Genomic DNA, 14,456 nt, shown 5'->3' with positions numbered 1-14,456 from the left:
TTGAGTAGACCCGCCGCAATGAAGGATTCCCAGGATTTTGACGCCCACCTTGAAGACTGGAACGCCTTGCGCAGCAGTACCGCCTTCAGCGGGATCCTGATCGGCAACGGCGCCAGCCGCGCAGTGTGGGAAGACTTTGCCTACGACTCACTGTTCGAAAACGCCCGCACCGTGGAAGAGAAACCCCTGAGCCAGTCCGAGCTCAGTGTGTTTGACGCGATGCAGACCCGCAGTTTCGAACAGGTGCTGGGCGCGCTGAAAACTACCAGCCGGGTCAACAAAGCCTTGGCGGTCAGCTCGGCGGCGCCGCGCAATCGCTACTACGCGATCAAGGAAGCACTGATCAACACGATCCACAGCGTGCACATTCCGTGGCGCCTGGTGAAGCCTTCGACGCTGGCGACGATTCATCAGGAGTTGGCGAGTTATCCGACGGTATTCACCAGCAATTACGACCTGCTCAACTACTGGGCGATCCTGCAGGCGCCGGGAATCGATGATCTGTTTCGCAGTACGGATGCGAGCTTTGACCTGCGCAATACTGGCTGCGACACCCCGCGCATTTTGTATCTGCATGGTGGTTTGCACCTGGTGCGTAACCTTGACGGTACGGCGCGTAAATTGCCGACCACTGACAGCACGTTGCTCAGCAGTTTTGCGATCAACAACACGATCAAGACGCTGGATGATGTGCCGTTGTTTGTCAGCGAGGGCAAGGTTGAGGAGAAGTTGAAGACCATTCGCAGTTCTGACTATTTGTCGTTCTGTTATGAGCAGTTGTTGAGCCATGAGGGCGCGTTGTGCATCTTCGGGCATCACCTCGGCGCGCAGGATGTGCATCTGGTGCAGGCGATTCGACAGGCGAAGATCACGATGTTGGCGATTTCGGTGTTTGGCCGCAGTGCGGGGTTTATTCAGCAGCAGAAGCGGCGTTTTGCGCAGTTGTTTGAGGGGGTGGATGTGGAGTTGCGGTTTTTTGATGCGCGTAGTCATGCGCTTGGGGGTTCGGGGCTTTCGGTGCCCGTGGAGCGGTGATGGGGGTGGGGCGGGGTGAGGTGTACATATCCGTTGCTGCGGTAACGGCTGCTTAGGGTTCCGCTCTTACAGCGGGTCACTTTTTTACAAACGCCTAAAAAAGTAACCAAAAAACGCTTTGCCCCACCACTCGGTGCCTCGCCTAGGCTCGGCATGCCCGCACTCCGGCCCGATTCCGCGGGCCGCCGCGACGGGCCATCCATGGCCCGGCGCGGCTAAATCGGCATCCCTGCCGATTTACCCGCTCCACCGTGCCTACTTGCGGCCATCGTGGTTGACGGGGCCCGCAGATCAAGATCAAAAGCAAGAGCACAGCGGCCTCCCGGCCGGCTTGAGTGTTAAAAGCAAAGGCAAGATCCAGAGCGAAAGCCAAATCTGAAGCGGATGCAGCTCTGCTTTTCTGTGGGAGCTGGCTTGCCTGCGATGCAGACACCTCGGTGCATCAGGTACACCCAGTTGATGCTATCGCAGGCAAGCCAGCTCCCACATTTGACCGTGCCCGCTTTAGCTTTTGATTTGGCTCTTCAACACTCAAGCCGGCCGGGAGGCCGCTGTGCTCTTGCTTTTGATCTTGATCTTAGGCGCCCCGTTAAACCACGCTGGCCGAACGCAGGCTTTGGAGCGTGGGTAACCTGGCAGGACGCCAGGTTAGCCGTCCTGGGCCAGGGATGGCCCATGACGGCGGCCCACGGTCCAAAGCCGGAGTGAGGGCACTCCGAGCCTAGGCGAGGAGCCGAGTGGTGGGGCAAGAGCGTTTTGCTTACTTTTGCGCTCTTCAAAAGTGAGCCGCTGTAAGAGCGGAACCGTCAGCGGCCATCACACAAATAACGGATATGCCCCCACCCCACCATCACTCCTCAGCGCTATGCACCACCACCAAAAGCTGCGCCTGAACCTCCCCCACCGACCGAATCCGATGCGGTTTCTGCGCATTGAAATGCAACGCATCCCCCCGATTCAACACCACCCGCTCACTCATGAAATCCACCTCAACCTGGCCTTCATGCACAAACAGAAACTCCTCCCCCAAATGCTCCTTGAAGGTCTTGTCGGTGAACTCCGCCGGCGGGTAAATGATAAACGGCAACAAACTGCGCTCACTGACCTGATGCGCCAACACCGCATACCCTGGTGACGCATCGGTGCCCGACAACGCCTGCCGTTCATGGCTACGCACCAGGCTGTAACTGTCGAGACTGACGTTGTCTTCACTGAACAGCTCTTCAACCTTCACGTTCAACGCCTTGGCCAACTTCAGCGCCGCAGCAATCGAAGGCGTATTCAGCCCGCGCTCGACTTTCGACAGGTAACTCTTGGTCATCCCGGATTTCTCCGCGAGCGACTCCAGGGTCACACCAAGTTTTTTTCTCAGTATTTTCAAACGGATAGACATGTGCAGCGGTTAATCCATTAAAGAGGCGATGATGAATACTTGCCAATGACACTTTGTGTCATATAGTCTCTTTCGTGTCATTTGCGACGAACAAGGACACTGATATGGCCAAGACATTAGCACTCCCAAAAGACCAACTGGTCAAGCAAGCGCTGAGCCAGATGCAAAACACCCTGGCGGATAATACGTGGACCGACCGGCAAAAGCTGGCACTCACCTGCCGGATCCTGTTCGAAAACGGCCACGACTCCGGCCTGGCCGGGCAGATCACCGCACGCGGCCCCACCCCGGGCACCTATTACACCCAACAACTCGGCCTGGGTTTCGATGAAATCACCGCCAGCAACCTGCTGTTGGTCAACGAAGACCTGGAAGTGTTGGAAGGCCACGGCATGCCCAACCCGGCCAACCGTTTCCACAGCTGGGTGTACCGCGGTCGCCCGGATGTGAATTGCATCATCCACACTCACCCGACTCATATCGCTGCGTTGTCGATGCTGGAAGTGCCGCTGCAGGTGTCCCACATGGACCTTTGCCCGCTGTACGAAGACTGCGCGTTCCTCGAAGCCTGGCCCGGCGTGCCGGTGGGCAACGAAGAAGGCGAAATCATCACCGCCGCCCTGGGGGATAAACGCGCGATTCTGCTTTCTCACCACGGCCAATTGTCCACCGGGGCGAGCATCGAGGAAGCCTGTGTGATCGCACAGTTGATCGAGCGTGCCGCCAAGTTGCAGCTGCTGGCGATGGCCGCCGGCACGATCAAACCGATCCTGCCGGCGCTGGGCCGCGAAGCCCATGACTGGATTTCCAAGCCCAAGCGCCACGGCGCTGCGTTCAACTACTACGCTCGGCAGAACCTGCGCCAACACGCCGATTGCCTGAACTGAAACCCTTTTTCGACCGGAGACTTTTCCATGTCCAGCCCTTCTATTCACGGCATTATCGGCTACACCATCACCCCGTTCAGCGCGGACGGCCAGCACATTGATCTGGACGCCCTGGGGCTTTCGATCGACCGCCTGATCGACAGCGGCGTGCACGCTATCGCCCCGCTGGGCAGCACCGGCGAAGGCGCCTACCTCAGCGATGCGGAGTGGGATGAAGTCGCCGCCTACAGCCTCCAGAAGGTGGGCAAACGCGTGCCGACCATCGTCAGCGTCTCCGACCTGACCACCGCCAAGGCCGTGCGTCGCGCGCAGTTTGCCGAAGCCCACGGTGCGGACGTAGTGATGGTATTGCCGGCCTCTTACTGGAAGCTCAGCGAGGCGGAAATCCTCGCTCACTACGCGGCCATTGGCAACAGCATCGGTGTGCCGATCATGCTCTACAACAACCCGGCCACCAGCGGCACCGATATGTCGGTGGACTTGATCCTGCGCATCGTCGACAGCGTCGACAACGTGACCATGGTCAAGGAAAGCACCGGGGATATTCAGCGCATGCACCAACTGCATCGGCGTAGCGAGGGCCAGGTGCCGTTCTACAACGGCTGCAATCCGCTGGCACTGGAGGCGTTTGCGGCAGGGGCGAAGGGATGGTGCACGGCGGCGCCGAACCTGATTGCGCAGCTCAACCTGGATTTGTATGAAGCCGTTTTGGCCAATGACCTGGAGAAAGCGCGGGAGCTGTTTTATCGCCAGTTGCCGTTGCTGGACTTCATCCTCAAAGGCGGCTTGCCGGCGACGATCAAGGCCGGTTTGCGGCTGACGGGGCTGGAGTCGGGGGATCCACGGTTGCCGGTGTTCCCGCTGGGTGAGCCTGGCCGTGTTCAGTTGCAAGCACTGCTGACCCTGTTGCGCTGAAACGCCATCCAAAGGTGGGAGCGGGCTTGCTCGCGAAGGCGGTGGGTCAGTCAATTAATATGTCGACTGATTCACCGCCTTCGCGAGCAAGCCGCTCCCACATTCAGTCCGCATTCCTCCGTAGAATTTCACTAGAGACAAATGACAATAGTTCTCGATATCATTCGCGACTTTTCCACGTCGTGCTTCGTCAAGAAGGATATCCATGTCTCGTCCCAAGCCCGACCCGCTGTCGGCCGATGCTTTTCGCAGGTTTTATGCAGATATCTTGCATTTCCTGCGCAAACGCACGGACAACGCCAGCGACGCGGCAGACATGACCCAGGACGTCTTCACCCAGTGGCTGGACTACCGCGACCGCGCCCAGGTCGAGCAGCCACGGGCGTTTCTGTTCCAGATGGCGCGCAATCTGCTGCGCGATCACTGGCGCAAACAAAAGGTGCGGCACACCGTCCACCAGCAACAGGCCGAACTGGAGGCCGAACCTGTCAACGACTCGCGAGACGATCCCATGGCCGCCGCGCAACGCCTGCAACGCCTGGAACAGTTGAAAGAAGTCCTCTCTGAACTCTCGCCGAGAAGACGAGAAGCCCTTATGCTGCACCGCTTCGAAGGCCTGAGCCAGGCGCAGATCGCCGAACGCATGGGCGTTTCCGTCAGCATGGTGGAAAAGCACATCGCTTTTGCCTTGCTGCATTGCAAGCAGCGACTTCAACAAGAACAGGGCAAGGAGCAGCCAGAATGACCCGCCTGAGCGACATCGACAGCTGTGACATCGAGGCCCGCGACTCCATCGATGCCCAAGCCGCCAGCTGGTTTGCGCGCAACCGCAATGACGCCGGTCGCGCCGACCGCAAGGCGTTTGCCGCCTGGCAGTCCGAGCCGGCCCATGCCCGTGCCTACGCCGAATTCGAACAGCTGTGGGCCGACCTCGCCCAGTTGCAGCAACTGAACAAACCCACACCGCTGCCCGTGCGCAAAACGCCAGTCTGGCGCCCGGCCCTGGCGGTGGCGGCCGCCTTGGTGTGTGCCCTGCTGACGAGCAATCTCGGCGCCCCGCGCGAGCTGTTCCACGCCCAGGTCGCGGCCCATGCCAAGGGCATGCGCACCTTGCACTTGCCCGACGGCAGCACCTTGTACGTCAATGCCAACACGCGCCTACGGCTGGATTTCAACAGTCATCAGCGCGTCGTGCATCTGGATCAAGGCCAACTGTATATCGAGGTGGCACCCGACAAGGAACGGCCACTGTTCGTGCAAGCCGGTGAAGCCAATGTGCGGGTGGTCGGCACCGGCTTCGATGTACGGCGCAGCAAGCAACAGTTGGTGGTCAGCGTGGCCCACGGCCAAGTCGCGTTCGACGCGAATGCCAAGGTGCCAGCTACGCTGCTCGGCGCCCAGCAGCGCGCCACGTTCAGTTATGCCAAGGGCACCTTGCAACAGCAAACCCTCGAAGCCGGCGAGGTCGCCGATTGGCGCGGCGGGCACGTATCGTTTCGTAATCGCGAGCTGGCCAGCCTGATGGACGAGTTGAGCCTGTACCGGCCACAGGCGCCGTTGCTGGTGGACAGCGCGGTGGCGCAGTTGAAGGTCTCGGGCAATCTGGACGTGAATGATCCGGACGCCCTGCTCAACGCCCTGCCCGCCCTGCTGCCAGTAAAAACCGTGGCCCTGGCCGACGGCAATATCAGGATTGAGCCTCGGAAATAATCCCTCGATACACTCATTTGAGAATATTTTGCATTCGCATGTGAGGATTATTTTTCCTGCCGCGTCTTCCTCGGGTCTGCGTTTGATACGCACACCTTTCTGGCCATTTGGCTACTTCGGGGGATTTCATGTTTCGCGCGCCTTGCCACGTTCAGCACCTGTTTCTTCGACCCACCGCCATTGCCGCCTGCCTGGCCTTCAGCCTGAGTGCCCAGGCCGAGTCGTTCAAGCTGCAACTGCCGGCCCAGTCCCTGGCCACGTCCCTGAGCCAGGTGGCGCAGCAGGCGAAAATCCAGCTGCTGTTCGATGAAGCACTGCTGAAAAACGTCCAGGCGCCGGCCCTCAATGGCGACTTCACACCGGAAGTGGCGATTCGCACCTTGCTCAACAACGGCGAGTTCGTGTTGCTCAAGGTCGGCAGCACCTACGTGGTACGCCCCGAAGAGGGCAAGACCACCAACAGCAGCGCGATCCAGCTGGAGGCCCTGAGCGTGATCGGCACCGGCAACGAGGTGGACTCCACCACCGTCGGCCGTTCCACCCTGAGCCAGGCCGACATCGACCGCTACCAGTCCAATAACATCCCCAGCCTGCTGCAGACCTTGCCCGGTATCAGCCAGGGTGGCTCGCTGAAGCCCGGCGGCCAGACCATCAACATCCGGGGTTTCGGCGACGCCGAAGACGTGCCGCTGACCGTCGACGGCGCCACCAAAAGCGGGTTTGAGCGCTACCAGCAAGGCACCGTGTTTATCGAGCCCGAGCTGATCAAGAGCATCGAAGTGGAGAAGGGCCCCAACTCGCCCTTCAGCGGCAACGGCGGCTTTGGCGGTACGGTCAACATGACCACCAAGGATGCCCCGGACCTGCTCAAGGACGGGCGCAACAGCGGCGCCATGCTCAAATACGGCTACTCCAGCAACGACCATGAGCAGGTCTACAGCAGCGCGGTCTACGGCCGTACCGATGACGGCCGCTTCGACGCCCTGGCCTACCTGACCCAGCGCGACGGCGGCGACATGAAACTGGCCGCCACCCTGCCCAACGACAACAACCAGTACCCGATCAACCCCAAGCGCCTGCCCAACAGCGCCCAGAATGTGGATGGCAAACTGTTCAAGTTCAATGCTCACTTCACCGATGAGCAAAGCCTTGGCCTGTCGTATTCGCGCTCCAACAGCCAGCGCTGGACGCCCTTCTCTGCCGCCAGCTACCCAACACCGCCGACCCAGGCCAACATCGACCGCTATGGCTACGAAGCCGCGCTGAAACGCTTCCTGGCCAACCGCAACACCGTCGACACCACCTGGTCCGGCAAGTACGAATACCAGCCGATGAATAACCCGCTGGTGGACTTGACCATCAAGTATTCCGAATCCAATACCGACCAGACCGACGAGCGAGACGCCACGGCGTTTTTCCAGCTGGCCACTGGCGGGCGCAAGATGGACACCGCCTACAACGACAAGAACCTCGACGTACGCAACGTCAGCCTGTTTTCCACCGGTGCGTTGCAACACGCGGTGACCACCGGGGTGCAGATTCGCAAGCACACCCGGGAAACCGAAATGTGGATGCCCGGCGCCACCTACAACACCCCGAAATACAACTACGGGCACTTCCAGCCGGGCTTCATGCCCCATGGCAAGGTCGACACCCACAGCTTCTTTATCCAGGACGCGGTGACGCTGGGCGATGTCACCATCACCCCGTCGATGCGCTATGACCATGTGCGCAACCGCGGCGAGGCCAATGACGCGCCGTACTACAGCAACCCGGATCCGGCCATCGGCCACGACTACAGCGACCGCACCTACACCGGCTGGTCGCCGCGCCTGGCCGCCTACTGGACCATCACCCCGAACGTGGCGATGTTTGCCAACTGGAGCCGCACCTGGCGCGCCCCGGTGATCGACGAGCAGTATGAAGTCCAGGGCCTGGGCAGCCGCACCGCCACCAGCCTCGACCTGGACCCGGAGCGCATCACCTCCATCACCCTGGGCAACGTCACCCGCTTCGCCGATGTGTTCACCCACGGCGACAACCTGCAACTGCGTACCACGCTGTTCCACAACAAGGTCGAGGACGAGATCTTCAAGAACACGGGGGTGGGCTGCCAGAACCAGGCGGTCAACGGCGGGACGATTTCCAGCGCCTGCCCGCCGGGGGCGATGTCCAACTACCGCAACATCGGCGGCATGACCATCAAGGGCTTTGAGGCCGAGAGTTTCTACGACTCCACCTACGTGTTCGGCTCGGTGTCCTTCGCCTACACCACCGGCAAACACGAAGGCGCCTACACCAACCCATGGGGCCCGGACGTCTGGGCGCGGGATATTCCGCCGACCAAATGGGTGATCGTACTCGGCACCAAGATCCCGAGCCTCGACGCTCAGGTGGGCTGGCAAGGACAGTTCATCGGCGCCACCCGCCGTTTGCCGAGCGACAAGTATTCCGGCGGTCCGGGCACCAGCATCGGCGACCTGTTCTACGATCAGTACGGCAACAAGCGCTACAACACCCAGGGCCTGTTCGCCAGCTGGAAGCCGCAGCAGGCTTACCTCAAGGGCACCGAGGTCAACTTCACCGTGGATAACCTGTTCAACAACAACTTCCGCCCGGCGTTGAGCGGCGACCGCGCCTACACCAAGGGCCGGGATGCGAAGATCAGCGTGACGCGGTTCTTCTGACCCTTCACACGTATTCGGCTTGGAAACCCGATCAGTGTGGGAGCTGGCTTGCCTGCGATGCGGGCGACTCGGTCAGCCAGTTAAACCGAGGCGATGTCATCGCGGGCAAGCCCGGCTCCCACATTGAACGAGTGGCCACATTCAGATCTTCTGCGCGCCATTTCTTGTATTCACAAGGCTGAGCTCTGGGGCCTGAACCCGCTGCCGGCTCAGATACCGCGTGCAACTCACCCGCAAAAACGAAGCAAAATTCACCACTTCGCCGCGGTAGTCCATCACCTCTTCATACAGCTTGGCGATCAGTTGATTGGTGGTCATGCCATCCACCTCGGCGATTTCGCTGAGGATGTCCCAGAACTGGTTTTCCAGGCGCACGGTGGTCACCACGCCGCAGATGCGCAGGGAACGCGAGCGGGATTCGTACAGAATCGGGTCGGCCTTGACGTACAGCTCGCACATGGCGATGACCTCCACTTCACAGGGTGATTTTGGTGCCCAGCAGGCCGAGGAAACCCGCCAGCCAGCTGGGGTGCGCCGGCCACGCCGGTGCCGTCACCAGATTGCCTTGAACGTGGCTGTCGGTCACCGGGATATCGATGAACGTACCGCCCGCCAATCGCACTTCCGGCCCGCACGCCGGGTAAGCGCTGCACTCACGGCCTTCCAGAATGCCGGCGGCGGCCAGCAATTGTGCCCCGTGGCATACCGCAGCGATGGGCTTGCCAGCCTTATCGAAGGCCTTGACCAGTTGCAGGACTTTTTCGTTCAGGCGCAGGTACTCGGGCGCGCGACCACCGGGCACCAGCAACGCGTCGTAGTCGGCGGCGTCGACCTTGGCAAAATCTGCGTTCAGGGCGAACAGGTGCCCGGGCTTTTCGCTGTAGGTCTGGTCGCCTTCGAAGTCGTGGATCGCCGTGCGAACGGTCTGGCCGGCGGTCTTGTCCGGGCACACGGCGTGCACGGTATGCCCCACCATCAGCAGCGCCTGGAACGGCACCATCACTTCATAGTCTTCGACGTAATCGCCGACCAGCATCAGGATTTTCTTCGCGGCCATGGGACATTCCTCCGGTTGAACGGTTGGGCAGACAGGAGTAGCCAAGATAGACCTGTGCCGATGGGCCGGGTAATGGCCCGCTACTACATCAGCACCCCGGCTTGTGTGGGAGCCGGGCTTGCCCGCGATGCAGACACCTCGGCCTGACAGGTAAACTGCGTTGATCCCATCGCAGCCTCGCCAAGGCTCGACAGCTCCCACATGAACCGAGTCGCCCATTCAAAACTGTACGGCTCAATCTTGACCCAGCTGTAAGCGCGCGTTTGCGGGGCTTTGTGGCTAGATGAACGTCCACTTCCGGCCCATTTGATTCTGGTTCCTTCCATGAGCTCCCGCGAAAATACCGGCATGGCCCTCGGCCTGCTGGGCGTCGTCATCTTCAGCCTCACCCTGCCCTTCACCCGTATCGTGGTGCAGGAAATCCACCCGCTGCTCAATGGCCTGGGCCGGGCGTTGTTTGCGGCGGTGCCGGCGGCGGCGTTGTTGCTGTGGCGCCGTGAGCGCTGGCCCACCTGGCGCCAGGTGCGCGGGCTGACGCTGGTGATTGCCGGGGTGATCCTGGGCTTCCCGGTGCTGTCGGCCTGGGCCATGCAAACCTTGCCCGCGTCCCATGGCGCGCTGGTCAACGGTTTGCAGCCGCTGTGCGTGGCGCTGTATGCCGCGTGGTTGTCCCATGAGCGGCCATCGAAGGCGTTCTGGGCCTGCGCGGCGCTGGGCAGTGCGCTGGTGCTGAGTTATGCGTTGATCACCGGGGCCGGCAGTATCCAGGCGGGCGACCTGTTGATGCTCGGGGCGATTGCCGTGGGTGGCCTGGGTTACGCAGAAGGTGGCCGTTTGGCCAAGGAGATGGGCGGCTGGCAGGTGATCTGCTGGGCGCTGGTGCTGTCGACGCCGGTATTGATCGGGCCGGTGGCCTACCTGGCGCTGCAACACGAAGGGCCGATTTCCATGCGCACCTGGTGGGCGTTTGGTTATGTGTCGCTGTTTTCGCAGTTCCTGGGTTTCTTTGCGTGGTACGCCGGGCTGGCCATGGGTGGCATCGCCCGAGTCAGCCAGATTCAGCTGTTGCAGATCTTTTTCACCATCGCGTTTTCCGCGCTGTTTTTTGGTGAGCACATCGAGCCGATTACCTGGCTGTTTGCCTGCGGGGTGATTGTGACGGTGATGTTGGGGCGCAAGACCAGTGTGAAGCCTGCGCCAGCTCCCAAGCCCAGCGCGATCTAATGTGGGAGCTGGCTTGCCTGCGATAGCATCACCTCGCTTTACCTGTTACACCGAGGTGCCTGCATCGCAGGCAAGCCAGCTCCCACATTTTGGTTAGCGTCGTTCTCAGGCGAGGTAACCGTCCGCCCGCAGCAGGGTTTCGAGGCAATGTTCGGTGATGTTGTAGAACGCCTTGAGCTCTTGGACTTTCCCCAGGAGCTGAGCGTTATCCACCGGCTCCGCACGCTTCACGGCAAGGATCATCTTGTTCTTGTTGGTGTGTTCCAACGAGATGAACTCAAACACCTTGGTTTCATAGCCGCAGGCTTCAAGGAACAACGCACGCAGGCTGTCGGTGACCATTTCCGCCTGTTGGCCCAGGTGCAGGCCGTATTGGAGCATCGGCTTGAGCAGCACCGGGCTCTGGATCTGCAAACGAATCTGCTTATGGCAGCACGGCGAGCACATGATGATCGACGCCCCGGAGCGGATGCCGGTGTGAATCGCGTAGTCGGTGGCGATGTCGCAGGCATGCAGGGCGATCATCACGTCCAGTTCGCTGGGCGCGACGCTGCGCACATCACCACACTTGAACACCAGCCCCGGGTGATCCAGGCGGGCGGCGGCGTTGTTGCACAGGGTCACCATGTCTTCGCGCAGTTCCACGCCGGTGACTTCGCCCTCGGCATTGAGGGTGTTGCGAAGGTAATCGTGGATGGCAAACGTCAGGTAGCCCTTGCCCGAGCCAAAGTCCGCAACCCGCACCGGCTGGTCCAGCTTCAGCGGTGAGGTGGTCAGCGCATGGCTGAACACTTCGATGAACTTGTTGATCTGCTTCCACTTGCGCGACATCGCCGGGATCAGCTCGTGCTTGGCGTTGGTCACGCCAAGGTCAGCGAGAAAGGGCCGGGACAGGTCCAGGAAGCGATTCTTCTCGCGGTTGTGCTCGGCAGACGGCGCCTCCCGCAGTTGTTGCGGCTTGCTTTTGAACAGCGAGCTTTTGTTCTTCTTGCTGTATTCCAGCTGGGCTTCGTCGGTCACCGACAGCAGGTGCGCGTTCTTGAACGACACCGGCAGCAGCTCGGCAATCGCTGCCACGCCATCGGCCAGGGAGAAGTTCTTGGTGATGTCGCGGGTCTTGTAGCGGTAGACGAAGGACAGGCAAGGCTGGTCCTTGACCGTCAGCTGCTTGATGATCAGCTTCTGAAGATCAGGCTCGGTGCCGACGTACTTGGCCAGCACCAGCTTGATAAAGGCGTTTTGCTCAAGGCTCGCGCTCAGCAGTTCTAGGAACTGCGCGTGATGATCCGGCGCGGGGCTGGCAGGTTTAGCGGTGGCAGACATGAACAAAAACGCCTCGGGCAGGGAATGCCGGGAATTTTACACTACTCCAACACCACCAACCGATTCGGCAGCTCATTACGCGCGTGGGTCACCGGCACATGCTCCTTGAGCAACTCGCCGCAGGCTTCAATGCACGCGACAAACCCGGCCAACGTCTGCCCCTGCTTCACCTGACGGGTGAAGTCCTTGACGATCGCATCCCAAACGCTGTCATCCAGGCGACTGGAAATCCCCTTGTCCACCAGGATTTCCACATACCGCTCGGCCTCACTGACGAAAATCAGCACCCCGGTACTGCCCAGCGTGTGGTGCAGGTGCTGCTCCAGAAACTGCCGCCGTGCCAGGTTGGACGCACGCCAGTGGCGCACCGAGCGCGGAATCAGCCGCGTGGTGACCTTGGGCAACCGGAACACCAGGCACAGCACGACGAACGTGCCCCACTGCGCCAGCAGCAAGGTGTACATGGTCAGCCAGCCCGACAGGTAGTGAATGATCCCCGGCACCACCAGCGCCAACAGGCTGGCCCACAACAGCGGGATGTAGGCGTAGTCGTCGGCACGGGCCGCGAGCACGGTCACCAGTTCGGCGTCGGTCTGCTGCTCGACCCTGGCGATCGCCTCGGCGACCTGGCGTTGCTCGTGTTGACTCAGTAATGCCATGGTTGTTGATGCTCTCTCGTTATTGTCATTACCAGCCACCCGAGGCGCCACCGCCACCGAAACCACCGCCGCCGCCCCTGAAACCACCACCGCCACCGCCTCCCCCGCCGCCACGGCCACTGCTGCTGAGAATCGCCAGCAGGATAGCGCCAACGGGCAGGCCCATGCGATTGCACAGCCACAGCACCGCCAGCAACAGGATGAACAGACCAATGGAAATGCCCGGGTTTTGCTTGGCGAAGTTGGCTTCAGACACATGCGCAGGCACGGCCAGCGGATCGCCGCCCACCACCTGCAGCATCGCCGCCACGCCGTCGCTGATGCCCTTGCTGTAGTTGCCCGTCTTGAACGCCGGGGCGATCACCTGGTTGATGATCACCCAGGACTGCGCGTCGGTGAGTACGCCTTCCAGGCCGTAACCCACTTCGATACGGATCTTGTGCTCATCCCGAGCGACAATCAGCAATGCGCCGTTGTCCTTGCCCTTCTGGCCGATGCCCCAGGCGCGACCCAGTTGATAACCGAAGTCTTCAATGGGTACGCCTTGCAGGTCAGGCACGGTGACCACCACGATCTGGTCACCGCTGGTCTGCTCCAGCGCCTGCAATTGCTGGGTCAGTTGCGCACGCACGGCCGGATCGATCATCTGGGCGTTGTCGACCACCCGCCCGGTCAGGGCCGGGAAGTTCAGGGCGGCCTGGGCGGTCAGGCTAAAGGCCAGCAGCACCGCCGCCAGCAGCCAAGCGCGCTTGCCCATCAGAATTTCACTTGCGGCGCTTTATCGGCATCGGCACTGGTGGCCTCGAAGTTGGCGCGGACCGGCAAGTCGCTGTACATCAGGCTGTGCCACAGGCGACCCGGGAAGGTGCGGATCTCGGTGTTGTAGGCCTGTACCGCCTGGATAAAGTCACGACGGGCCACGGCGATGCGGTTTTCGGTGCCTTCAAGTTGCGACTGCAGGGCCAGGAAGTTCTGGTTGGCCTTCAGGTCCGGGTAGCGCTCGGACACCACCATCAAGCGGCTGAGTGCACCGCTCAAGCCGTCCTGGGCTTGTTGGAACTGCTTGAGCTTTTCCGGGTTGTCCAGGGTACTGGCATCCACCTGGATCGAGGTGGCCTTGGCCCGTGCTTCGATCACGGCGGTCAGGGTGTCCTGTTCATGGGCCGCATAGCCCTTGACCACTTCCACCAGGTTGGGGATCAGGTCGGCGCGCCGCTGGTACTGGTTCTGCACCTGGGCCCAGGCCGCCTTGGCCTGTTCGTCCAGGGTCGGGATCTTGTTGATGCCGCAACCGCTCAGCACGGTGCTCACCAGTATCAATGCCACGACCTTCCAGCCCCAGCGGTAACCTTGTGCTGCTTGCATGGTGTTTCTCCTGCCAAACCTATGAAATTTACCGACTGACGCGTTAGCCACGGGCTTAGGGCATAATCCGCCACCACCCACTGGATTGCATCGTGCCAATCAGCTAAAAGATGCCCAGCGCCAATAAGAGTTCAGAAGTGTGCGGTATTTATCTGAACAACACCCGAACAACAATAGACGCTCTCCGGTCCCAAGGCTGCG

14 protein-coding genes are annotated in these 14,456 nt (G+C 60.9%); 7 read left to right on the top strand and 7 right to left on the bottom strand.

What is annotated here, in order from left to right:
- Positions 1-18: 18 nt before the first annotated feature.
- Positions 19-1,035 carry a DUF4917 family protein gene (locus LIY45_RS00310; protein WP_226474949.1) on the top strand — a complete coding sequence of 339 codons (1,017 nt, stop codon included), beginning with the start codon at positions 19-21 and terminating at the stop codon, positions 1,033-1,035.
- A gap of 850 nt (positions 1,036-1,885) precedes the next feature.
- On the opposite strand, the gene LIY45_RS00305 is transcribed toward LIY45_RS00310, so the two are convergent.
- The gene (locus tag LIY45_RS00305) at positions 1,886-2,428 is read right to left on the bottom strand and encodes an XRE family transcriptional regulator (RefSeq protein ID WP_093200858.1); all 543 of its coding nucleotides are present in this window, start codon (positions 2,426-2,428) and stop codon (positions 1,886-1,888) included.
- A gap of 104 nt (positions 2,429-2,532) precedes the next feature.
- Between LIY45_RS00305 and LIY45_RS00300 the strand changes: the two genes are divergently transcribed.
- The 5 genes from LIY45_RS00300 (at position 2,533) to LIY45_RS00280 (ending at position 8,627) form a co-directional block, all read left to right on the top strand.
- Entirely contained in the window at positions 2,533-3,315 is a 783-nt protein-coding gene (locus tag LIY45_RS00300; RefSeq protein WP_226474948.1) for an aldolase, read from the top strand.
- 27 nt (positions 3,316-3,342) lie between these two features.
- Positions 3,343-4,230, top strand: a complete 888-nt coding sequence (locus tag LIY45_RS00295) for a dihydrodipicolinate synthase family protein (RefSeq protein ID WP_226474947.1) — start codon at positions 3,343-3,345, stop codon at positions 4,228-4,230.
- A 205-nt stretch (positions 4,231-4,435) separates the two neighbouring features.
- Positions 4,436-4,975 carry an RNA polymerase sigma factor gene (locus LIY45_RS00290; protein WP_226474946.1) on the top strand — a complete coding sequence of 180 codons (540 nt, stop codon included), beginning with the start codon at positions 4,436-4,438 and terminating at the stop codon, positions 4,973-4,975.
- Positions 4,972-5,940: a FecR domain-containing protein gene (locus tag LIY45_RS00285; protein WP_226474945.1), complete on the top strand. Its 969-nt coding sequence runs from the start codon at positions 4,972-4,974 to the stop codon at positions 5,938-5,940. The genes LIY45_RS00290 and LIY45_RS00285 overlap by 4 nt, the downstream gene beginning before the upstream one ends.
- 128 nt (positions 5,941-6,068) lie before the next feature.
- Positions 6,069-8,627: a TonB-dependent receptor gene (locus tag LIY45_RS00280; RefSeq protein ID WP_226474944.1), complete on the top strand. Its 2,559-nt coding sequence runs from the start codon at positions 6,069-6,071 to the stop codon at positions 8,625-8,627.
- A gap of 141 nt (positions 8,628-8,768) precedes the next feature.
- Here LIY45_RS00280 and LIY45_RS00275 read toward each other — a convergent pair whose 3' ends face one another.
- On the bottom strand, positions 8,769-9,086 hold the full coding sequence (locus LIY45_RS00275; RefSeq protein WP_226474943.1) for a ribbon-helix-helix domain-containing protein: 318 nt from the start codon (positions 9,084-9,086) through the stop codon (positions 8,769-8,771).
- Between the two features lie 16 nt (positions 9,087-9,102).
- Entirely contained in the window at positions 9,103-9,684 is a 582-nt protein-coding gene (locus tag LIY45_RS00270) for a DJ-1/PfpI family protein (RefSeq protein WP_017479308.1), read from the bottom strand.
- A gap of 324 nt (positions 9,685-10,008) precedes the next feature.
- Here LIY45_RS00270 and LIY45_RS00265 point away from each other — a divergent pair, with 324 nt between their 5' ends.
- Positions 10,009-10,908 carry a DMT family transporter gene (locus tag LIY45_RS00265; protein ID WP_226474942.1) on the top strand — a complete coding sequence of 300 codons (900 nt, stop codon included), beginning with the start codon at positions 10,009-10,011 and terminating at the stop codon, positions 10,906-10,908.
- 105 nt (positions 10,909-11,013) lie between these two features.
- On the opposite strand, the gene LIY45_RS00260 is transcribed toward LIY45_RS00265, so the two are convergent.
- The 4 genes from LIY45_RS00260 to LIY45_RS00245 are packed head-to-tail and all read right to left on the bottom strand — an operon-like array spanning position 11,014 to position 14,255.
- Positions 11,014-12,231 (bottom strand): SAM-dependent methyltransferase, encoded by a 1,218-nt coding sequence (locus tag LIY45_RS00260; protein ID WP_226474941.1) that lies wholly within the window; start codon positions 12,229-12,231, stop codon positions 11,014-11,016.
- Between the two features lie 41 nt (positions 12,232-12,272).
- The gene (locus tag LIY45_RS00255) at positions 12,273-12,890 is read right to left on the bottom strand and encodes a TPM domain-containing protein (RefSeq protein ID WP_226474940.1); all 618 of its coding nucleotides are present in this window, start codon (positions 12,888-12,890) and stop codon (positions 12,273-12,275) included.
- A gap of 28 nt (positions 12,891-12,918) precedes the next feature.
- Entirely contained in the window at positions 12,919-13,647 is a 729-nt protein-coding gene (locus LIY45_RS00250) for a TPM domain-containing protein (protein WP_226474939.1), read from the bottom strand.
- Positions 13,647-14,255, bottom strand: coding sequence for a LemA family protein (locus tag LIY45_RS00245; protein ID WP_226474938.1), 609 nt, complete (start codon positions 14,253-14,255; stop codon positions 13,647-13,649). The genes LIY45_RS00250 and LIY45_RS00245 overlap by 1 nt, the downstream gene beginning before the upstream one ends.
- Positions 14,256-14,456: the final 201 nt, after the last annotated feature.

It is taken from the genome of Pseudomonas sp. MWU16-30323 (genome assembly GCF_020515595.1).
Taxonomy (GTDB): Bacteria; Pseudomonadota; Gammaproteobacteria; order Pseudomonadales; family Pseudomonadaceae; genus Aquipseudomonas; species Aquipseudomonas yamanorum.
This window is presented reverse-complemented; position numbering and strand designations above follow the sequence as displayed.

Excerpts from the sequence above, each read along its gene's own strand:
- LIY45_RS00310 (WP_226474949.1), top strand. The coding sequence starts at position 19 with ATGAAGGATTCCCAGGATTTTGACGCCCACCTTGAAGACTGGAACGCC.
- LIY45_RS00305 (WP_093200858.1), bottom strand. The coding sequence starts at position 2,428 with ATGTCTATCCGTTTGAAAATACTGAGAAAAAAACTTGGTGTGACCCTG.
- LIY45_RS00300 (WP_226474948.1), top strand. The coding sequence starts at position 2,533 with ATGGCCAAGACATTAGCACTCCCAAAAGACCAACTGGTCAAGCAAGCG.
- LIY45_RS00295 (WP_226474947.1), top strand. The coding sequence starts at position 3,343 with ATGTCCAGCCCTTCTATTCACGGCATTATCGGCTACACCATCACCCCG.
- LIY45_RS00290 (WP_226474946.1), top strand. The coding sequence starts at position 4,436 with ATGTCTCGTCCCAAGCCCGACCCGCTGTCGGCCGATGCTTTTCGCAGG.
- LIY45_RS00285 (WP_226474945.1), top strand. The coding sequence starts at position 4,972 with ATGACCCGCCTGAGCGACATCGACAGCTGTGACATCGAGGCCCGCGAC.
- LIY45_RS00280 (WP_226474944.1), top strand. The coding sequence starts at position 6,069 with ATGTTTCGCGCGCCTTGCCACGTTCAGCACCTGTTTCTTCGACCCACC.
- LIY45_RS00275 (WP_226474943.1), bottom strand. The coding sequence starts at position 9,086 with ATGTGCGAGCTGTACGTCAAGGCCGACCCGATTCTGTACGAATCCCGC.
- LIY45_RS00270 (WP_017479308.1), bottom strand. The coding sequence starts at position 9,684 with ATGGCCGCGAAGAAAATCCTGATGCTGGTCGGCGATTACGTCGAAGAC.
- LIY45_RS00265 (WP_226474942.1), top strand. The coding sequence starts at position 10,009 with ATGAGCTCCCGCGAAAATACCGGCATGGCCCTCGGCCTGCTGGGCGTC.
- LIY45_RS00260 (WP_226474941.1), bottom strand. The coding sequence starts at position 12,231 with ATGTCTGCCACCGCTAAACCTGCCAGCCCCGCGCCGGATCATCACGCG.
- LIY45_RS00255 (WP_226474940.1), bottom strand. The coding sequence starts at position 12,890 with ATGGCATTACTGAGTCAACACGAGCAACGCCAGGTCGCCGAGGCGATC.
- LIY45_RS00250 (WP_226474939.1), bottom strand. The coding sequence starts at position 13,647 with ATGGGCAAGCGCGCTTGGCTGCTGGCGGCGGTGCTGCTGGCCTTTAGC.
- LIY45_RS00245 (WP_226474938.1), bottom strand. The coding sequence starts at position 14,255 with ATGCAAGCAGCACAAGGTTACCGCTGGGGCTGGAAGGTCGTGGCATTG.